9 protein-coding genes, 1 tRNA gene and 2 rRNA genes are annotated in these 20,738 nt (G+C 67.6%); 11 read left to right on the forward strand and 1 reads right to left on the reverse strand.

The window, feature by feature from the left end; genetic code table 11:
- Positions 1-179: 179 nt before the first annotated feature.
- From CFW40_RS26400 to CFW40_RS26415, 4 genes are all read left to right on the forward strand, one after another.
- Positions 180-3,299: ribosomal RNA gene (locus CFW40_RS26400) — 23S ribosomal RNA — on the forward strand.
- A gap of 73 nt (positions 3,300-3,372) precedes the next feature.
- Positions 3,373-3,489, forward strand: a 5S ribosomal RNA gene (rrf, locus tag CFW40_RS26405).
- A gap of 116 nt (positions 3,490-3,605) precedes the next feature.
- Positions 3,606-4,283: a DegT/DnrJ/EryC1/StrS family aminotransferase gene (locus CFW40_RS26410; RefSeq protein ID WP_088800363.1), complete on the forward strand. Its 678-nt coding sequence runs from the start codon at positions 3,606-3,608 to the stop codon at positions 4,281-4,283.
- 75 nt (positions 4,284-4,358) lie between these two features.
- Positions 4,359-4,434 (forward strand) — tRNA-Thr (locus CFW40_RS26415).
- Positions 4,435-4,608: 174 nt separating this feature from the next.
- Here CFW40_RS26415 and CFW40_RS26420 read toward each other — a convergent pair.
- Positions 4,609-7,251 carry a SpoIIE family protein phosphatase gene (locus tag CFW40_RS26420; RefSeq protein ID WP_256331281.1) on the reverse strand — a complete coding sequence of 881 codons (2,643 nt, stop codon included), beginning with the start codon at positions 7,249-7,251 and terminating at the stop codon, positions 4,609-4,611.
- A 289-nt stretch (positions 7,252-7,540) separates the two neighbouring features.
- On the opposite strand from CFW40_RS26420, the gene CFW40_RS26425 reads away from it, so the two are divergent.
- The 7 genes from CFW40_RS26425 (at position 7,541) to CFW40_RS26455 (ending at position 20,699) form a co-directional block, all read left to right on the forward strand.
- Complete coding sequence (locus CFW40_RS26425) at positions 7,541-13,081, forward strand: HAMP domain-containing protein (protein ID WP_088800365.1); 5,541 nt, start codon at positions 7,541-7,543, stop codon at positions 13,079-13,081.
- Positions 13,082-13,336: 255 nt separating this feature from the next.
- Positions 13,337-13,996, forward strand: a complete 660-nt coding sequence (locus tag CFW40_RS26430; RefSeq protein WP_088800366.1) for a two-component system response regulator — start codon at positions 13,337-13,339, stop codon at positions 13,994-13,996.
- Between the two features lie 92 nt (positions 13,997-14,088).
- Complete coding sequence (locus CFW40_RS26435) at positions 14,089-16,890, forward strand: DNA translocase FtsK (RefSeq protein ID WP_256331280.1); 2,802 nt, start codon at positions 14,089-14,091, stop codon at positions 16,888-16,890.
- 223 nt (positions 16,891-17,113) lie between these two features.
- On the forward strand, positions 17,114-17,920 hold the full coding sequence (locus tag CFW40_RS26440; protein ID WP_088800368.1) for a helix-turn-helix domain-containing protein: 807 nt from the start codon (positions 17,114-17,116) through the stop codon (positions 17,918-17,920).
- 102 nt (positions 17,921-18,022) lie between these two features.
- Complete coding sequence (gene rimO / locus CFW40_RS26445; RefSeq protein WP_088800369.1) at positions 18,023-19,519, forward strand: 30S ribosomal protein S12 methylthiotransferase RimO; 1,497 nt, start codon at positions 18,023-18,025, stop codon at positions 19,517-19,519.
- Positions 19,516-20,166 carry a CDP-diacylglycerol--glycerol-3-phosphate 3-phosphatidyltransferase gene (gene pgsA, locus CFW40_RS26450; protein ID WP_088800370.1) on the forward strand — a complete coding sequence of 217 codons (651 nt, stop codon included), beginning with the start codon at positions 19,516-19,518 and terminating at the stop codon, positions 20,164-20,166. The genes rimO and pgsA overlap by 4 nt, the downstream gene beginning before the upstream one ends.
- Positions 20,163-20,699, forward strand: a complete 537-nt coding sequence (locus CFW40_RS26455) for a CinA family protein (RefSeq protein ID WP_088800371.1) — start codon at positions 20,163-20,165, stop codon at positions 20,697-20,699. The genes pgsA and CFW40_RS26455 overlap by 4 nt, the downstream gene beginning before the upstream one ends.
- Positions 20,700-20,738 lie beyond the last annotated feature (39 nt).

The following is a 20,738-nucleotide window of genomic DNA, read 5'->3' on the forward strand; positions in this document are numbered from 1 at the left end:
CTGCTTCGGCGTGGAACGTGGGGATTGACGGGGTGGGCCGGGCACGTTGTTGGGTATCTGAGGGTACGGACTGTGGTCTGGACCTTCGCGATGCCGGCCCCAGTGAACTCAGCCTTCGGGTTGGGGTGGTGGGTGGCTGGTCGTTGCTTGAGAACTGCACAGTGGACGCGAGCATCTGTGGCCAAGTTTTTAAGGGCGCACGGTGGATGCCTTGGCACCAGGAACCGATGAAGGACGTGGGAGGCCGCGATAGGCCCCGGGGAGCTGTCAACCGAGCTTTGATCCGGGGGTGTCCGAATGGGGAAACCCGGCAGTCGTCATGGGCTGTCACCCGCTGCTGAACACATAGGCAGTGTGGAGGGAACGCGGGGAAGTGAAACATCTCAGTACCCGCAGGAAGAGAAAACAACCGTGATTCCGGGAGTAGTGGCGAGCGAAACCGGATGAGGCCAAACCAGTCACGTGTGATACCCGGCAGGGGTTGCGTGGTTGGGGTTGTGGGATCTCTCTTTCACAGTCTGCCGGCTGTGAGACGAGTCAGAAACCGTTGATGTAGGCGAAGGACATGCGAAAGGTCCGGCGTAGAGGGTAAGACCCCCGTAGCTGAAACATTAGCGGCTCGTTTGAGAGACACCCAAGTAGCACGGGGCCCGAGAAATCCCGTGTGAATCTGGCGGGACCACCCGTTAAGCCTAAATATTCCCTGGTGACCGATAGCGGATAGTACCGTGAGGGAATGGTGAAAAGTACCGCGGGAGCGGAGTGAAATAGTACCTGAAACCGTGTGCCTACAAGCCGTGGGAGCGTCGCATGCGTGCTTGCACGCATGTCGTGACTGCGTGCCTTTTGAAGAATGAGCCTGCGAGTTTGCGGTATGTTGCGAGGTTAACCCGTGTGGGGAAGCCGTAGCGAAAGCGAGTCCGAAGAGGGCGTTGAGTAGCGTGCCCAAGACCCGAAGCGGAGTGATCTAGCCATGGGCAGGTTGAAGCGGAGGTAAGACTTCGTGGAGGACCGAACCCACCAGGGTTGAAAACCTGGGGGATGACCTGTGGTTAGGGGTGAAAGGCCAATCAAACTCCGTGATAGCTGGTTCTCCCCGAAATGCATTTAGGTGCAGCGTCGTGTGTTTCTTGCCGGAGGTAGAGCACTGGATAGGCGATGGGCCCTACCGGGTTACTGACCTTAGCCAAACTCCGAATGCCGGTAAGTGAGAGCGCGGCAGTGAGACTGTGGGGGATAAGCTCCATGGTCGAGAGGGAAACAGCCCAGAGCATCGACTAAGGCCCCTAAGCGTGTGCTAAGTGGGAAAGGATGTGGAGTCGCAGAGACAACCAGGAGGTTGGCTTAGAAGCAGCCATCCTTGAAAGAGTGCGTAATAGCTCACTGGTCAAGTGATTCCGCGCCGACAATGTAGCGGGGCTCAAGCACACCGCCGAAGTCGTGTCATTGCAGCAATACTCCTAACGGAGGCTGTGATGGGTAGGGGAGCGTCGTGTGCCGGGTGAAGCAGCCGTGGAAACGAGTTGTGGACGGTTCACGAGTGAGAATGCAGGCATGAGTAGCGATACACACGTGGGAAACGTGTGCGCCGATTGACTAAGGGTTCCTGGGTCAAGCTGATCTGCCCAGGGTAAGTCGGGACCTAAGGCGAGGCCGACAGGCGTAGTCGATGGACAACCGGTTGATATTCCGGTACCCGCTTTGAAGCGCCCAATATCGAATCCATTAATGCTAAGGCCGTGAAGCCGCCCTGGATCCTTCGGGTGAAGGGGAGTGGTGGAGCCGCTGACCCAAGGTGGTAGTAGGTAAGTGATGGGGTGACGCAGGAAGGTAGTCCAGCCCGGGCGGTGGTTGTCCCGGGGTAAGGGTGTAGGGCGTTGTCCAGGTAAATCCGGACAGCATGAAGCCTGAGACCTGATGCCGAGCCGATTGTGGTGAAGTGGATGATCCTATGCTGTCGAGAAAAGCCTCTAGCGAGTTTCATGGCGGCCCGTACCCTAAACCGACTCAGGTGGTCAGGTAGAGAATACCGAGGCGTTCGGGTGAACTATGGTTAAGGAACTCGGCAAAATGCCCCCGTAACTTCGGGAGAAGGGGGCCATTGCTGGTGATCCGATTTACTCGGTGAGCTGGTGGTGGCCGCAGAGACCAGCGAGAAGCGACTGTTTACTAAAAACACAGGTCCGTGCGAAGCCGTAAGGCGATGTATACGGACTGACGCCTGCCCGGTGCTGGAACGTTAAGGGGACCGGTTAGTCGACCTTCGGGTCGGCGAAGCTGAGAACTTAAGCGCCAGTAAACGGCGGTGGTAACTATAACCATCCTAAGGTAGCGAAATTCCTTGTCGGGTAAGTTCCGACCTGCACGAATGGCGTAACGACTTCTCGACTGTCTCAACCATAGGCCCGGTGAAATTGCATTACGAGTAAAGATGCTCGTTTCGCGCAGCAGGACGGAAAGACCCCGGGACCTTTACTATAGCTTGATATTGGTGTTCGGTTCGGCTTGTGTAGGATAGGTGGGAGACTGTGAAGCAGCCACGCCAGTGGTTGTGGAGTCATTGTTGAAATACCACTCTGGTCGTGCTGGATGTCTAACCTGGGTCCGTGATCCGGATCAGGGACAGTGTCTGGTGGGTAGTTTAACTGGGGCGGTTGCCTCCTAAAGGGTAACGGAGGCGCCCAAAGGTTCCCTCAGCCTGGTTGGCAATCAGGTGTTGAGTGTAAGTGCACAAGGGAGCTTGACTGTGAGACTGACGGGTCGAGCAGGTACGAAAGTAGGGACTAGTGATCCGGCGGTGGCTTGTGGAAGCGCCGTCGCTCAACGGATAAAAGGTACCCCGGGGATAACAGGCTGATCTTCCCCAAGAGTCCATATCGACGGGATGGTTTGGCACCTCGATGTCGGCTCGTCGCATCCTGGGGCTGGAGTCGGTCCCAAGGGTTGGGCTGTTCGCCCATTAAAGCGGTACGCGAGCTGGGTTTAGAACGTCGTGAGACAGTTCGGTCCCTATCCGCTGTGCGCGTAGGAGTCTTGAGAAGGGCTGTCCCTAGTACGAGAGGACCGGGACGGACGAACCTCTGGTGTGCCAGTTGTCCTGCCAAGGGCATGGCTGGTTGGCTACGTTCGGAAAGGATAACCGCTGAAAGCATCTAAGCGGGAAGCCTGCTTCGAGATGAGGACTCCCACCCCCTTTGAGGGGTTAAGGCTCCCAGTAGACGACTGGGTTGATAGGCCAGATATGGAAGCCCGGTAACGGGTGGAGTTGACTGGTACTAATAGGCCGAGGGCTTGTCCTCAGTTGCTCGCGTCCACTGTGTAGGTTCTGAAGTAACGACCTGTGTCATGTCCGGGTTGATATCTTCATAGTGTTTCGGTGGTCATTGCGTTAGGGAAACGCCCGGTTACATTCCGAACCCGGAAGCTAAGCCTTTCAGCGCCGATGGTACTGCAGGGGGGACCCTGTGGGAGAGTAGGACGCCGCCGAACAATTTTTCAGCTCCGGTCTCTGAACCTTCGTGGTTCAGGGACCGGAGCTTTTTTGTTCTGATTTTCGGGTGGTGGGCGTAACTCGACGTTCATCTGACCTGAGCAGGATCCGTTTCATGCGGACAGTAGGAGCGCTCAAGTCGGCCGGTGTCAGTGCTGGTGATGAGGTCGTGGTGCCGGCGTACGGCAACGCCGAGGTGGCCCGGGCCGTGCTGGAGTTGGGCGCGGTGCCGGTGTTCGCCGATGTGGACGGCGACAGTTACTGCCTGGACCCGGCCGCGGTGTCGGATGTGGTGACCAGCCAGACGGCCGCGGTGGTGGCGATTCACCGGTTCGGTCGGCAGGCGGACACCGGGTGGATCCGTGAAGTGGGCCAGCGACGCGGTCTGTTGGTGCTCGTGGAGGACGAACCCGGGGCGGACCCGGAGGGCGCCGAGCTGCGGCGGGCCCACGCGTCGTACCTGGACGGCAGGCTCAGTGGGGTCCGGACGCCCACGCCGGCGGCGGGGCACACCTACGAGCAGTATGTGGTGCGGGTGCCCGGCAACGGGCGGCCGGACCGGGATGCGTTCGCGCGGGCGCTGCGGGCCAAGGGCGTGGCGTGCAAGGTGCCCGTGCTGGCGCCGGTGTACCGGATGCCGGGGCTGCGGCGGGATGTCTTTCTGCCGGAAACCGAGCGGGCGGTGGACGAGACCCTGGCGTTGCCCGTGCACGCGGGGATGTCGCGGCGGGAGCTCCACAAGATGGTCGGTGCGTGCAATGCGCTCGGCGGGCTGCTGCAGCCGGCCTTTTAGTCGGATATCGGTGGACCAGGCGGTCGACGATTAGAAGACGACGCGGAGTTGGGGTAATATCTATTCCGTTGCCGCGCCCCAATAGCTCAGTCGGCAGAGCGTCTCCATGGTAAGGAGAAGGTCTACGGTTCGATTCCGTATTGGGGCTCCAGAGGACAAAGGCCCCGCCATTCGGCGGGGGCCTTTGTCGTATGCCGGACCATTGACGGTTCGGTGATGTCGTATCAGCTCCGCGCAGGGGAGCCATGAGCCGTGTCGGGGGCGGCGGTTGGGGGCGGGGAGCGGCCGGGGCTGTGAGTGGTGGGTCTCGGCCGCTCCCCGGGGGTCAGCCCGCCGGGGCCTCGGGGATGCGCATGGCGAGGATGGCCATGTCGTCGGAGGCGGGTTCGACGGCGAAGCGTTCCACGGCGCGCAGCACGCGGGCGGCGACGGCGCCGGCCGTCAGTCCCGTACAGGTGGTGAGGAGGTCGGTGAGGCCGTCGTCGCCGAGCATGCGGGTGCCCTCGCGGCGCTCGGTGACGCCGTCGGTGACGCACAGCAGGACATCGCCGGGGTCGAGGCTGACGTTCTGTTCGTAGAGCTCCAGATCGTCCATGACGCCGAGGAGCGGCTGGGGTTCGGCGGCCGGCTCGACGGTGCCGTCCTGGCGGAGACGCAGCGGCAGGGGGTGGCCGGCGCAGACGACCTTGAGGACGGCGCTGCCGTCGGCCTGGGGCCAGAGTTCGCCGTAAAGGAGCGTCAGGAAGCGGCTGCGGGCGCCCTCGTCGAGGATGGCGGCGTTGAGGCGTTCCAGGACGGCGGGGCCGCCGAAGCCCTCGCGGGCGAGCAGGCGCAGCGCGTGCCGGGCAAGGCCCGTGACGGCTGCCGCTTCCGGGCCCGTACCGCAGACGTCACCGATGGCGAAGCCGTAGGCGCCGTCGCGGATCGGGAAGATGTCGTAGAAGTCGCCGCCGACCTCGTTGCCCTCGCCGGCCGCGCGGTAGATGACCTCGACCTCCACGCCGGGGATCGCGGGCTGCTCAGGAGGCAGCAGGCTGCGCTGCAGGGACTGGCTGATGGCCGTGCGCTCGGAGTACAGGCGCGCGTTGTCCAGGGCGAGTGCGGCCCGCCGGGAGAGGTCTTCGGCGAGTTCGAGGATTTCCTGGCGGAAGTGCTCCTCGGTGGGCTTGCCCAGGGTCAGCATGCCGATGACGCGGTTGCGCGCGACGAGGGGGAGGACGACCGTCTCACCGCCCACGGCGGAGGCGGTGGCGAGGGTGGCACCGGGGCCGGTGGAGGGCCGGGCGGCGTTGCCCAGGCCCAGGCTGCGCATGGAGGTGCGCAGGGCGGCGTCGTGCGCGGCGTCGCCGGGGGCGGTCCAGACACGGGCACCGGGGGTGGGGACCGGCTCGGGCGGGTCGACCTTCATCAGCAGCGTCTTGAGGCCGTCGATCCGGTCCTCGTCCTCGTGCAGCACATAGGAGAGCTCGGGCTCGGACGTCTGGTCGGCGACGGTGTAGACGGCGCACCACGTGGCGAGGGTGGGGACCGTCATCTGCGCCATCAGGGCCAGGGTCTGGTCCCGGTCGAGGGTGCCGGCCAGCAGGTCGGAGGCCTCGACGAGGAAGGAGAGGGAGCCGCGGCGGAGTTTTTCGAGCTCGGTGAGGCGGGCGCGTTCGACGGCGAGGGCGATGCGGTCGGCGGCGAACTGGAGGCGCAGCGCCTCCTCGTTCGTGTAGCGGCCGGCGCCCTCCGCGGCGACGCCGAGCGAGCCGGTCAGCCGGCCCTCGACCTTGAGCGGGACGGTGACGACCGAGCGCATGCCCGTACCGCTGAGGAGGGGGACGGCGCCGGGGACCGCGGTGAGGTCTTCGTGGACGGCGGGCATCCGGGCGGAGCCGTAGCGTCCGGATCCGGCCTCGACGGGGACGCGGGCGAACCGCTGGCGGGCGGAGGGCAGGCCCGTGGAGGCGCGGACCTCGAGTTCGGTCTCGTCGTCGGTGGCCAGGAGGAGGTAGGCGGCGTCGCCGTCGAGCATGTCGCGGGCCCGTTCGACGGTGCGCTGGAGCAGGCCGTCGAGGTCGTCGGGGGCCGGTGAGCCGATGAAGACCTCGAACGGGTCGGCGAGGCGTCCCTCCGACGGGCCGGCCTGGGAGGCGGCGTCCGGGGCGGGGGTGCGCTGGGGGCTCTGCAGGATGGCGCGCTCGTGGTCGCGTACCAGGAGGCAGACCGTGGAGGCCTCGCCGTCGGCGTCGCGGACGCGCAGGTGGGAGGCGTAGACGGGGACGACCCGGCCGTCCGAGCCCCGGATGCCGTAGGAGCCCTCCCAGCGGGAGAGCTGCAGGGCCTCGACGATGCCCGTGCCGGTTCCCGGGGTGTGCGGCCAGGCGGCGAAGTCGGTGAGCGGTTTGCCGATGACCTGCTCGGGGTCGTAGGCGAAGAGGTCCTGGGCGTCCTCGTTCCAGAAGCTGATGCAGCCGCCGCGGTCGATCTGGATCACCGCGACCCGGACGCGGGTCTCGGCGACCGGGAGGGCGGCCACCGGCAGGGCGGGGCCGGCGGAACGGGTGCCGGCCGGGCGCTCGGGGAGGTCGAGCTGGAACCATACGTGCTTTTGTGCGGCGGTGTACTCGACGCCCCAACGGGTGGCGAGCGCGCCGCACAGCAGCAGGCCGCGACCGCCCTCGCGGTCCGGGTGGACGACGACCTGGCCGGCGTTCTGGAGCGGGATTTCGCGTTCGGGGTAACGGTCGGCGACGGAAATCCGTACGCCGTCGTCGTTGCGCAGGCACAGCACATCGGCGGCGGTGCCGGCATGCACCACGGCGTTGGTGACCAGCTCGCTGGTCAGCACCACGGCGTCGTCGACGATGTCGGCGCAGCCCCAGCCCTGGAGGGTGTCGCGGACGAATGCACGGGCAGTGGCGACCGAGCGCCCGACCGGCTCGAAGGTTGCGGCGGCCCGCGCGGTGATCACTGGTCTCCTCATGCGTGTGTCGGTGATCTGCTCCCCCATACTTGCGGCGCCCTCCGAATAAACCTGTGGTGCGTCCACCACTGCCCGTGCTCGATGGCCGGACGGTGGACAGCCGTATGCCAGGTTACTTACCTTCGCCGCACCCGAGGATGCCGGTCACGTGTGTTTCCGCCCCAATCGTGCCCCGGGACGGTGTGCGATGCTGCCGAACTGTTATGGCCTGGTTGGGCCATGGTGAAACACTGGGCACGTATCAAGAGAAAGCCCGGGTAGAACGGTCGACCCTTGCGGGAGGGACACGGTGGAGTCTGGCGCAGCGGCGCGGGGCGCAAGCACGCGCGCGAAAGGCGGACGATCCCGGAACAACGGGACGACCGAGGTGGATACGGCTGCGCTGAATCGGCTGTTGGTCGCGTTGGTCGCGATGCGGGACGGGAACTTCCGCAAGCGGCTCACGGTTTCCGGCGAGGGCGTCATGTCGGAGATCGCGGCGGTCTTCAACGAGGTTGCGGACCGCAATTTGCATCTGACGGGCGAGCTGACGCGGGTGCGCCGGGTCGTCGGCCGTGAGGGAAAACTCACGGAACGGCTGGAGGTCGGCGCCGCCGAGGGATCCTGGGCCGCGGCGATCGACGCCTCGAATGCCCTGGTCGACGACCTCGTACGGCCCGTCTCCGAGGTGGGACGGGTGCTGTCGGCGGTGTCCGAGGGCGACCTGGAACAGCGGATGGATCTGCGGTCGCGCAGTTCGGACAGCTCTTCGGAGCACCCTCTGCGGGGTGAATTCCTGAAGGTCGGCCGGACCGTCAACGGGCTGGTGGACCAGCTCTCCGCGTTCACCGACGAGGTCACCAGAGTGGCCAGTGAGGTCGGTACGGAGGGCAAGCTCGGCGGCCAGGCGCGGGTGCGCGGAATGTCGGGTTCGTGGAAGGACCTGACGGAATCCGTCAACACCATGGCGTCCCGGCTGACGGCGCAGGTCCGTGACATTGCTCTCGTCACCACGGCGGTGGCCAAGGGTGATCTGTCGCGCAAGGTGACCGTCCATGTCTCCGGCGAGATGCTGGAGCTGAAGAACACCGTCAACACGATGGTCGACCAGCTCTCCTCGTTCGCCTCCGAGGTGACGCGGGTCGCCCGTGAGGTCGGCACCGAGGGCGAGCTCGGTGGTCAGGCGCAGGTCCCCGGCGTGGCCGGGGTGTGGAAGGACCTGACGGACTCGGTCAATCTCATGGCCGGCAACCTCACCGCTCAGGTGCGCGGGATCGCGCAGGTCACCACTGCCGTCGCCAATGGCGATCTGTCGCAGAAGGTCACGGTCAGTGCACGCGGCGAGGTCGCGCAGCTGGCCGACACGATCAACACCATGACCGAGACACTGCGGACCTTCGCGGACGAAGTGACGCGGGTGGCGAACGAGGTCGGTGCCGAGGGGCAGCTGGGCGGTCAGGCGCAGGTGCCGGGCGCGGCCGGTACGTGGAAGGACCTCACCGACTCGGTGAACACCGCTTTCCGCAACCTGACGGCGCAGGTGCGGGACATCGCGCAGGTGACGACGGCGGTCGCCAACGGTGATCTGTCGCAGACGGTCACCGTCGATGTGGCCGGTGAAATGCTGGAGTTGAAGAACACCGTCAACACGATGGTGGGTCAGCTGTCGTCGTTCGGCGCCGAAGTGACGCGCGTGGCGCGGGAGATCGGTGTCGAGGGCGAGCTGGGCGGCCAGGCCGCGGTGCCCGGGGCGGCCGGTACGTGGAAGGACCTCACGGACTCCGTGAACACCGCCTTCCGCAACCTGACCGGGCAGGTGCGCAACATCGCCCAGGTGACGACCGCGGTGGCCAACGGTGATCTGTCGCAGAAGGTCACCGTCGACGTCTCCGGCGAGATGCTGCAGCTGAAGAACACCGTGAACACGATGGTCGACCAGCTGTCGTCGTTCGCCGACCAGGTCACCCGGATGGCCAGGGACGTGGGCACGGAGGGCCGGCTGGGCGGGCAGGCCCGGGTGGACGGCGTCAGCGGCACCTGGAAGGAACTGACCGACTCCGTCAACTTCATGGCGGGGAACCTGACGTCTCAGGTGCGGCAGATCGCGCAGGTGACGACGGCGGTCGCGCGTGGCGACCTGTCGCAGAAGATCGACGTGGACGCGCGGGGCGAGATCCTGGAGCTGAAGAACACCATCAACACGATGGTCGACCAGCTCTCCGCCTTCGCCGAGCAGGTCACCCGGGTCGCCCGGGAGGTCGGTACGGACGGCAGGCTGGGCGGCCAGGCGCAGGTGCCGGGCGTCGCGGGTGTCTGGCGCGATCTGACCGACTCGGTGAACGGCATGGCCGGCAACCTGACGGCCCAGGTCCGCAATATCGCCCAGGTCGCCACGGCGGTCGCCCGCGGTGACCTGTCGCAGAAGATCGACGTGGACGCCCGGGGCGAGATCCTGGAGCTGAAGAACACCCTGAACACCATGGTCGACCAGCTCTCCTCGTTCGCGGAGCAGGTCACCCGGGTCGCCCGCGAGGTGGGCACCGAGGGCATCCTGGGCGGCCAGGCCGAGGTGCAGGGCGTCAGCGGTACCTGGAAGGACCTCACCCAGTCCGTCAACTTCATGGCGAACAACCTGACCTCGCAGGTGCGCAACATCGCCGAGGTGACGACCGCGGTGGCCCGCGGTGACCTCTCCAAGAAGATCACCGTCGATGCCAAGGGCGAGATCCTCGAACTGGTCACGACCGTCAACACGATGGTCGACCAGCTGTCGTCGTTCGCCGAGCAGGTGACCCGGGTGGCCCGTGAGGTGGGCACCGAGGGCCAGTTGGGCGGCCAGGCGCGGGTGCCGGGCGCGACCGGCATCTGGCTGGACCTCAGCGACAACGTGAACCTGATGGCCAACAACCTGACCATCCAGGTGCGCAACATCTCCCAGGTCTCGGCGGCGGTCGCCAACGGAGACCTCACCAAGAAGGTCACGGTCGAGGCGCGCGGCGAGGTCGCGCAGCTCGCCGACACGGTCAACACGATGGTCACGACGCTGTCGTCGTTCGCCGACGAGGTCACCCGGGTGGCCCGTGAGGTGGGCACCGACGGCATCCTGGGCGGTCAGGCCCGCGTCCCCGGCGTCGCCGGTACGTGGAAGGACCTCACCGAGTCCGTGAACTCGATGGCCAACAACCTGACCGGCCAGGTCCGCAACATCGCCATGGTCACCACCGCCATCGCCAAGGGTGATCTGACCAAGAAGATCGACATCGATGCGCGCGGCGAGATCCTGGCGCTGAAGACCACCATCAACACCATGGTCGACCAGTTGTCGTCCTTCGCCGAGCAGGTCACCAGAGTGGCCCGTGAGGTGGGTACGGAAGGCCAGCTGGGCGGTCAGGCGCAGGTGCGGGGCGTGGCCGGCACCTGGCGGGACCTGACCGAGTCGGTGAACGAGATGGCCGGGAACCTGACCCGTCAGGTGCGGGCCATCGCCGCGGTCGCCGCGGCGGTCACCCTCGGCGATCACAACGTCCGGATCGACGTGGACGCGGCCGGCGAGATCCTGGAGCTCCAGGACAACGTCAACACGATGATCTCCACGCTCCGCGAGACCACCCTCGCCAACGAGGAACAGGACTGGCTCAAGGGCAACCTCGCCCGGATCTCCGGTCTGATGCAGGGCCGGCGCGACCTCAAGGACGTCGCGACGCTGATCATGAGCGAGCTGTCGCCCGCGGTCTCCGCCCAGCACGGCGCGTTCTTCCTCGCCGCGCAGCCCGACAGCCAGGAGATCGGCGCGGACGGCGGCGAAGCGGGCGCGTACGAGCTGCGGCTGATGGGCTCGTACGGCTATGCCATGGGCGGGATGCCGACGACCTTCCGGCCGGGCGAGACGCTGATCGGCACGGCCGCGGAGGAGGGGCGCACCATCCTGGTGGAGAACGTCCCGTCCGGGTACCTCAAGATCGCCTCCGGGCTGGGCGAGGCGCCGCCGGCGAATGTGATCGTGCTGCCGGTGCTCTTCGAGGACAAGGTGCTCGGCGTGATCGAGCTGGCGTCCTTCCAGCCGTTCACCCAGATCCAGAAGGACTTCCTCAGCCAGATCGCCGAGATGATCGCGACCAGCGTCAACACCATCTCGGTGAACACCAAGACCGAGGTGCTGCTCAAGCAGTCGCAGGAGCTGACCGAACAGCTCAAGGAGCGCTCGGGCGAGCTGGAGAGCCGGCAGAAGGCGCTGGAGCTGTCCAACTCCGAGCTGGAGGAGAAGGCCGAGCAGCTGCGCGCGCAGAACCGCGACATCGAGGTGAAGAACACCGAGATCGAGGAGGCGCGGCAGGTCCTGGAGGAGCGTGCCGAGCAGCTTGCGGTCTCGATGCGCTACAAGTCGGAGTTCCTGGCGAACATGTCGCACGAGCTGCGGACGCCGCTGAACTCGCTGCTGATTCTGGCCAAGTTGCTGGCCGACAACGCCGAGGGGAACCTCTCCCCGAAGCAGGTCGAATTCGCCGAAACCATCCATGGCGCCGGCAGCGACCTGCTCCAGCTGATCAACGACATCCTGGACCTCTCCAAGGTCGAGGCCGGAAAGATGGACGTCAGCCCGACCCGGATCGCGCTGGTCCAGCTCGTCGACTACGTGGAGGCCACGTTCCGGCCGCTGACCGCGGAGAAGGGACTCGACTTCTCCGTACGGGTCTCCCCGGAGCTGCCGGCCACTTTGCACACCGACGAACAGCGGCTGCTGCAGGTGCTGCGCAATCTGCTGTCCAACGCGGTGAAGTTCACCGACAGCGGCGCCGTCGAGCTGGTGATCCGGCCGGCCGGGGCGGATGTCCCGGTGGCCATCCGCGAGCAGCTGCTGGAGCACGGTTCGCTGCGCGACCCGGATGCGGACATGATCGCCTTCTCGGTGACCGACACCGGTATCGGCATCGCGTCGAGCAAGATGCGGGTCATTTTCGAGGCGTTCAAGCAGGCGGACGGCACGACCAGCCGCAAGTACGGCGGCACGGGCCTGGGCCTGTCCATCAGCCGGGAGATCGCCCGGCTGCTGGGCGGCGAGATCCATGCCGCGAGCGAGCCCAACCGCGGCTCCACGTTCACGCTCTACCTCCCGCACAACCCGGGCGGGCTGCCGCCGCAGGGCTATCCGCAGCTGGTGGCCGGCGGGATCGCGATGGACGCGGAGGCGCGGGAGACGGAGGTCGGGCGCCTGGAGGCCGAAGAGCAGCAGGGTCGCGAGCTGGACTCCGGGGGCAGCCTCAACCGGCGCCGCCGCCGGGCGGTTTCGGGGTCTGCGCGCCGCTTCGAGCTGCCGGGACGACAGCAGCCGTCCACGGCGCCGCCGCAGGCCCCACAGGGCCCCCAGGCCCCCCAGGCTCCCGAGGCGCCGCCGCAGCCGGTCGCGCAGCAGCCCGTCGAGGAGCCCTGGATCGGCAACGGCCAGGATCTGGTGGATCCCGCTTTCGAGGGCGGATTCCACGGCGAGAAGGTGCTGATCGTCGATGACGACATCCGCAATGTCTTCGCGCTCACCAGCGTGCTGGAGCAGCACGGGCTTTCGGTGCTGTACGCGGAGAACGGGCGCGAGGGCATCGAGGTGCTGGAGCAGCACGACGACATCGTGCTGGTCCTGATGGACATCATGATGCCGGAGATGGACGGCTATGCGACCACGGCGGCGATCCGCCGGATGCCGCAGTTCGCCGGACTGCCCATCATCGCGCTGACCGCGAAGGCGATGAAGGGCGACCGGGAGAAGAGCATCGACTCCGGAGCCTCCGACTACGTGACCAAGCCGGTGGATACCGATCATCTGTTGTCGGTCATGGAGCAATGGATGCGCGCGGAGTGAGGGAGCGTCCAGTATGGAGGCGTAAGAGGATCATCGCGTGTTGACTCAGTGTCGCCGTGGACGTGTGGAAGCGCAGGATTCGGGGAACCTTCTGGTCTCTGTCTGCGTTTCTGCTACGTGCACAGTGACATCGCGGTGACAGGGTGTGGCGACAGGCGGGGTGCAGCTACCATGACCGGCACAAGGACGGGCGGCGTGACGGAGTCGTCCCCTGGGGCGGCGTCCGGTTCCATGCCGGGGCGAGGAGGACGGGCCATGGTGCAGAAGGCCAAGATCCTCCTGGTCGATGACCGGCCGGAGAATCTGCTGGCGCTGGAGGCGATCCTCTCTGCGCTCGATCAGACACTGGTGCGGGCATCGTCCGGGGAGGAAGCGCTCAAAGCACTGCTCACGGACGATTTCGCGGTGATTCTGCTCGATGTGCAGATGCCGGGGATGGACGGCTTCGAGACCGCCGCGCACATCAAGCGGCGCGAGCGGACCCGCGACATCCCGATCATCTTCCTCACGGCCATCAACCACGGCCCGCACCACACCTTCCGCGGCTATGCGGCCGGCGCGGTGGACTACATCTCCAAGCCGTTCGACCCCTGGGTGCTGCGCGCCAAGGTCTCGGTGTTCGTCGAGCTCTATATGAAGAACTGCCAACTGCGCGAGCAGGCCTCCCTGCTGAGGCTGCAGCTGGAGGGCGGGCGGCCGAGCACCGACGAGGCGCGCGAGTCCGCGGGGCTGCTCGCCGAGCTCTCCGCGCGGCTGGCCGCGGTCGAGGAACAGGCCGAGGCGCTGTCCAAACAGCTGGACGAGACGGCAGATGCGGCGGCGGTCGCCACGGCCGCCCATCTGGAACGCAAACTGACGGGGCTGCGCCGGGCTCTGGATGCCCTGGAACCGGGAGCGGGCAGCGTCGCGGGGTGACTGACGCCCTTTCATGAGGCGGGCGCGCGACACGTTCGGGTGAAGCGCTGTGCGCTCGTGTGATGCCCGCGTTCGCCTGTAATCTCGTCGCCATGGCCTCACGTACGTCCGGCAAGGGAACCCAGAGCACGGCGGGACCCTCCAAGCAGCGCGCCGGACGGACCGCGGGCGCCGCCAAGAAGACCGCCGCGAAGAAGACCGCCGCGAAGAAGGCGCCCGTCAAGCCGCCGGCCAAGAAGACCGCGGCCGCGAAGAAGGCACCGGCCAAAAAGGCTCCGGCCAAGCGGGCTCCGGCCAAGAAGGCGGCTCCCAAGCCGGCGCCCTCACCCACCGGCGGCGTCTACCGCCTCGTCCGTGCCTGCTGGCTGGGGCTGGCGCACGCCATCGGGGCGGTGTTCCGCGGTATGGGCCGCGGCGCGAAGAACCTCGATCCGGCGCACCGCAAGGACGGGCTGGCGCTGCTGCTGCTCGGCCTGGCGCTGGTCATCGCGGCCGGTACGTGGTCGAACCTCAGCGGCCCGGTCGGTGACCTCGTCGAGCTGCTGGTGACCGGGGCGTTCGGCCGGCTCGATCTGGTCGTGCCGATACTGCTCGGCGGTATCGCGATCCGCCTCATCCGGCACCCCGAGCGGCCGGAGGCCAACGGCCGGATCGTCATCGGGCTGTCCGCGCTGGTCGTCGGTGTCCTGGGACAGGTCGCCATGGCCTGTGGCTCGCCGGGCCGGGACGACGGTCTGGCCGCCATACAGGACGCCGGCGGCTATCTGGGGTGGACCGCGTCCAAGCCGCTGATCTTCACCGTCGGACAGACCCTGGCCGTGGCGCTGCTGGCGCTGCTGACCGTCTTCGGGCTGCTGGTGGTCACCGCGACGCCGGTGAACGCCATCCCGCAGCGGCTGCGGGCGCTCGGCGTCCGGCTGGGCGTGGTGCAACCGGACGAGCCCGAGGAGTACTTCGACGAGGCCGAGGACTACGCGGAGGAGTGGCGCGAGCAGCCCGCCCGCACACCGCGCCGCGGGGCCGCCGCACCGGCCGCGAGCGACCCGGAGGCGATAGAGGAAGCGGCCCTGGCCCAGCGCCGCCGCCCGCGCCGGGCCTCCGTACAGCCGGCGGCGGACCGGCCGATGGACGCCGTGGATGTGGCCGCGGCGGCCGCCGCCGCGCTGGACGGTGCGGTGCTGCACGGTGTCCAGCCCTCCCCGCTCGTCGCCGGGCTGAGCAGCAGCATCTCCGGGGAGCGCCGGGGGCAGGACGGCGAGGACACCACGGGGGAGAGCGGCACGGTGCCGCCGGCCCGCGGCGCGGAGCCGAAGCCGTCCGCGGCCGAGGACACCCCGGCCGTACCGGACTTCACCAAGGCGCCGCCGGAGCCGTCCGGCGAGCTGCCGGCGCGGGCCGAGCAGCTTCAGCTCTCCGGTGACATCACCTACTCGCTGCCCTCGCTGGACCTGCTCGCGCGCGGCGGGCCCGGCAAGACCCGCAGCGCCGCCAACGACGCCATAGTGACCGCACTGACCACGGTCTTCCAGGAGTTCAAGGTCGACGCGGCGGTCACCGGGTTCACCCGCGGCCCGACGGTCACCCGCTATGAGGTCGAGCTCGGCCCGGCCGTCAAGGTCGAGAAGATCACCGCGCTGGCCAAGAACATCGCCTACGCCGTGGCCAGCCCCGACGTCCGGATCATCAGCCCGATCCCCGGCAAGTCCGCGGTCGGCATCGAGATCCCCAATACCGACCGCGAGATGGTCAACCTCGGCGATGTGCTGCGGCTGGCCGATGCCGCGGGCGACGAACATCCGATGCTGGTGGCGCTCGGCAAGGACGTCGAGGGCGGCTATGTCATGGCCAACATGACCAAGATGCCGCACGTCCTGGTGGCCGGCGCCACCGGCTCCGGCAAGTCCTCCTGCATCAATTGCCTGATCACCTCGGTCATGGTGCGGGCCACGCCGGAGGACGTCCGGATGGTGCTGGTCGACCCCAAGCGCGTCGAGCTGACCGCGTACGAGGGCATTCCGCACCTGATCACGCCGATCATCACCAACCCCAAGCGCGCCGCCGAGGCGCTGCAGTGGGTGGTGCGCGAGATGGACCTGCGCTACGACGATCTCGCAGCGTACGGCTTCCGGCACATCGACGACTTCAACGAGGCGGTGCGCAGCGGCAAGGTCAGCTCCCCCGAGGGCAGCGAGCGCGAGCTGGCGCCCTACCCGTACCTGCTGGTGATCGTCGACGAGCTGGCGGACCTGATGATGGTCGCGCCGCGTGATGTGGAGGACTCCATCGTCCGCATCACCCAGCTCGCCCGCGCGGCGGGCATCCATCTGGTGCTCGCCACCCAGCGCCCGTCCGTCGATGTGGTCACCGGCCTGATCAAGGCCAATGTGCCCTCCCGGCTCGCGTTCGCCACCTCCTCGCTCGCCGACAGCCGGGTCATCCTCGACCAGCCGGGCGCCGAGAAGCTGATCGGCAAGGGCGACGGGCTGTTCCTGCCGATGGGCGCCAACAAGCCGGTCCGTATGCAGGGCGCGTTCGTGACCGAGGCCGAGGTCGCGGCCGTGGTCCAGCACTGCAAGGATCAGATGGCGCCGGTCTTCCGCGACGACGTCACCGTAGGCACGGCGAAGAAGAAGGAGATCGACGAGGACATCGGCGATGACCTCGATCTGCTGTGCCAGGCCGCTGAGCTGGTGGTTTCCACGCAGTTCGGGTCGACGTCGATGCTTCAGCGCAAGCTGCGGGTGGGCTTTGCCAAGGCCGGCCGGCTGATGGACCTCATGGAGTCGCGCACCATCGTCGGGCCGAGCGAGGGGTCCAAGGCCCGCGACGTTCTGGTGAAGCCCGATGAATTGGATGGAGTGCTGGCGGTGATCCGGGGGGAGGCTACCGAGTAGCACAGACATCCGGGTCCCGCATACGAGAGAAGAAGGCAACCGTTTCGCCTGCCGATACGTCAAGTTGAGGGAGACGAGGGAACGATGCTTCACCATCAAGCCCCAGGGCACCGCCGACGGCGTTCCGATGGCGTAAAACCCCGCTCTCCCGCTTGCCCGACCCTTTCGCTCCACCCCTAGACTGAACTTCCAGCAGGTGGCTACACGCTCGAAAGGCGCCCCCGTGTCCATCGGCAACTCCCCCGAAGCAGACCGGCCTTCCGTCGGCGCTGCCCTCCAGAAGGCCCGTATCGGAGCGGGACTGACCGTCGAAGAGGTCAGTACGACGACACGGGTGCGCGTCCCCCTTGTGCAGGCGATCGAGCAGGACGACTTCTCCCGCTGTGGCGGCGATGTCTACGCCCGGGGGCACATCCGGGCGCTCGCCCGCGCGGTCACCCTCGATCCCGGACCGCTGATCGACCAGTTCGACGCCGAGCACGGCGGACGGCCCGCGCCGACCCCCGCCGCGCCCCTCTACGAAGCCGAGCGGATCCGCTCCGAGCCGCGCCGCCCCAACTGGACCGCGGCGATGGTCGCGGCGATCGTCGCGGTGGTCGGGTTCATGGGCTTCACGCTCTTCACGGACGGCGGCAAGAGCGACAGCGGCCCGATCGCGGGCGGCGACGCCAATGCCAAGCCGGCGCCGGCGCCCACCCGCCATCCCTCGACCATCAAGCCGCCCGTCACGCCCGATCCCTCCGACAGCGCCGTCGCCGGACTGCCGAAGGACAAGGTCACGATCAAGGTGACCGCCCGTGACGGCCAGAGCTGGGTCTCCGCCAAGGACGCCAACGGCAAGCTCCTGGAGGACGGCCTGCTCAAGAAGGGCGAGTCCAAGACCATCACCGACAAGGAACGCATCGACCTGGTCCTCGGCAACGCCGGAGCCGTACAGCTGTACGTCAACGGCAAGGAGGTCAAGAAGGTCGGCGACAAGGGCACGGTGGAGCGGCTGAGCTATACGCCGGGGGACCCCCAGGCGGGCTGAGCGCCCTCCCGGTGAGTGCCCGCCGCCCGCGCCGGGCTCTCGGAACGGGCGGCGGAGACCTGCGCGCCAAGGGGGTGGCGGGGACAAAGTAGGCTGAGGCCTATGCCCGAACGCCGTACCGTCGCCCTTGTCACTCTTGGCTGCGCCCGTAACGAGGTGGACTCGGAGGAGCTCGCAGGCCGCCTGGCAGCGGACGGCTGGGACCTCGTCGAGGAAGCCGCCGATGCCGATGTCGCCGTCGTCAACACCTGTGGTTTCGTCGAGGCCGCGAAGAAGGACTCCGTCGACGCCCTGCTGGAAGCCAACGATCTGAAGGATCACGGCAGAACCCAGGCCGTGGTGGCCGTCGGCTGCATGGCCGAGCGCTACGGCAAGGAGCTCGCCGAGGCGCTGCCCGAGGCCGACGGTGTGCTCGGCTTCGACGACTACAGCAGCATCTCCGACCGCCTGCAGACCATCCTGAACGGTGGCATCCACGCCGCCCACACCCCGCGCGACCGCCGCAAGCTGCTGCCGATCAGCCCGGCCGAGCGGCAGGGCTCCGCCGGTGTCGCGCTGCCCGGCCATGCCCAGGACGCGCCGCCGGCGGCCCCGCCCGAGGATCTGCCGGAGGGCATCGCGCCCGCCTCCGGGCCGCGTGCGCCGCTGCGCCGCCGGCTCGGCAGCAGCCCCGTGGCCTCGGTGAAACTGGCCTCCGGCTGCGACCGGCGCTGCTCGTTCTGCGCCATTCCGTCCTTCCGCGGCTCCTTCATCTCGCGCCGGCCCTCCGATGTGCTCGGTGAGACGCGCTGGCTGGCCGGGGAGGGCGTCAAGGAGATCATGCTGGTCTCCGAGAACAACACCTCCTACGGCAAGGACCTCGGCGACATCCGGCTGCTGGAGACGCTGCTGCCGGAGCTGGCGGCGGTCGACGGCATCGAGCGGATCCGGGTCAGCTACCTGCAGCCCGCCGAGATGCGGCCGGGGCTGATTGATGTGCTGACCGGTACCGACAAGGTGGCGCCGTACTTCGATCTGTCCTTCCAGCACTCGGCGCCCGGGGTGCTGCGTTCCATGCGGCGCTTCGGCAGCACCGACAGCTTCCTGGAGCTGCTGGAGACGATCCGTACGAAGGCGCCGCAGGCCGGTGCCCGCTCCAACTTCATCGTCGGCTTCCCCGGGGAGAGTGAGAGCGACCTCGCGGAGCTGGAGCGCTTCCTCACCGAGGCCAGGCTCGACGCCATCGGCGTCTTCGGCTACTCCGACGAGGACGGCACCGAGGCCGCCTCGTACGAGGACAAAGTCGATCCGGACGTGGTCGCCGAGCGGCTGGCGCGGGTCTCGCGGCTGGCCGAGGAGCTGACCGCGCAGCGCGCCGAGGAGCGGATCGGCGAGACGCTGCGGGTGCTGGTCGACCGGACCGACGACGAGGACGGCATCGTCGGGCGGGCCGCGCACCAGGCACCGGAGACCGACGGCGTCACCCTGCTCTCGACCGACCAGGAGCTGGCGCCCGGCCGTATGGTCGAAGCAAAGGTGGTGGCGAGCGAGGGCGTGGACCTCGTCGCGGAGGTGCTGTCGGTGGAGGGCACGGGGTGTACCGAGGAGGCGGCCAGATGAGCGGAGTCCCGGCTTCCGCAGCTGGTGGCCCGTGCACGGCGCCGGTCGTCCGGCAGGCCGGGCTGTGGAACATCGCCAACCTTCTGACGATGCTGCGGCTGGTGCTGGTCCCGGCCTTCGTGGTGCTGCTGATGCACGACAACGGCACCGATCCCGTCTGGCGGGTCTTCGCCTGGGCCGCCTTCGCCGTCGCCATGATCACCGACGTCTTCGACGGGCATCTGGCGCGTACGTACAACCTGGTCACCGACTTCGGCAAGATCGCGGACCCGATCGCGGACAAGGCGATCATGGGTGCGGCGCTGATCTGCCTGTCGGTGCTGGGTGATCTGTCGTGGTGGGTGACCGGCGTGATCCTCTTCCGGGAGCTCGGCATCACCCTGATGCGGTTCTGGGTGATCAAGCATGGAGTGATTCCGGCCAGTCGCGGCGGCAAAATCAAGACATTGGCGCAGGGCACCGCGGTGGGCATGTACGTCCTGGTGCTGACCGGCCCGCTGGCGACCTTCCGCTGGTGGGTGATGGCGGTGGCCGTCGCGCTGACCGTGGTCACCGGGTTCGACTACATCCGGCAGGCCGTGGTGCTGCGCCGGGCCGGACTGGTCCGGGAACGGGCCGAGCGGGCCGAGCGGGACACGGCACGGTGAGCGGGCCGGGTTCTGCCGCGGCCGGGGTGCTGGAAGTGCTCGCCGGGCGCGGTCAGAGCCTGGCGGTGGCCGAATCGCTGACCGGTGGCCTGGTGGCGGGCGCACTGACCGCCGTCCCCGGTGCCTCGCGGGTGGTCCGCGGCTCGGTCACGGCGTACGCCACCGACCTCAAGCGGGAGCTGCTGGGGGTGGACGCCGCCCTGCTGGCCGCCTGCGGTGCGGTGGACGGGGAGGTCGCGCGGCAGATGGCGCGCGGTGTGCGGCGGGTGCTGGGTGCCGACTGGGGCATCGCCACGACGGGGGTGGCCGGCCCGGATCCACAGGACGGGTACCCGGTGGGCACCGTTTTCGTGGCCGTACAGGGGCCGGACGGCGCCGGGCGGGTGCGGCGGCTGGCGCTGGAGGGCGATCGGGACCGGATCCGCCAGGACACCATTCATGCCGTGCTCGCAATGCTGTTGAGCGAACTGACAGAAAATACGCGGGCACAGGATACGGAACAACACGGGGGGAATGGATGTTTGCAGCCCTGAGTGAACACGTACTTGCACCCCGCACGCCTCCAGCCCGAG

This window comes from Streptomyces sp. 2114.4, assembly GCF_900187385.1.
Lineage (GTDB): Bacteria > Actinomycetota > Actinomycetes > Streptomycetales > Streptomycetaceae > Streptomyces > Streptomyces mooreae.

Coding starts and splice junctions, on each gene's coding strand:
- CFW40_RS26410 (WP_088800363.1), top strand. CDS start 3,606: ATGCGGACAGTAGGAGCGCTCAAGTCGGCCGGTGTCAGTGCTGGTGAT.
- CFW40_RS26420 (WP_256331281.1), bottom strand. CDS start 7,251: ATGAGGAGACCAGTGATCACCGCGCGGGCCGCCGCAACCTTCGAGCCG.
- CFW40_RS26430 (WP_088800366.1), top strand. CDS start 13,337: ATGGTGCAGAAGGCCAAGATCCTCCTGGTCGATGACCGGCCGGAGAAT.
- CFW40_RS26435 (WP_256331280.1), top strand. CDS start 14,089: ATGGCCTCACGTACGTCCGGCAAGGGAACCCAGAGCACGGCGGGACCC.
- rimO (WP_088800369.1), top strand. CDS start 18,023: ATGCCCGAACGCCGTACCGTCGCCCTTGTCACTCTTGGCTGCGCCCGT.
- pgsA (WP_088800370.1), top strand. CDS start 19,516: ATGAGCGGAGTCCCGGCTTCCGCAGCTGGTGGCCCGTGCACGGCGCCG.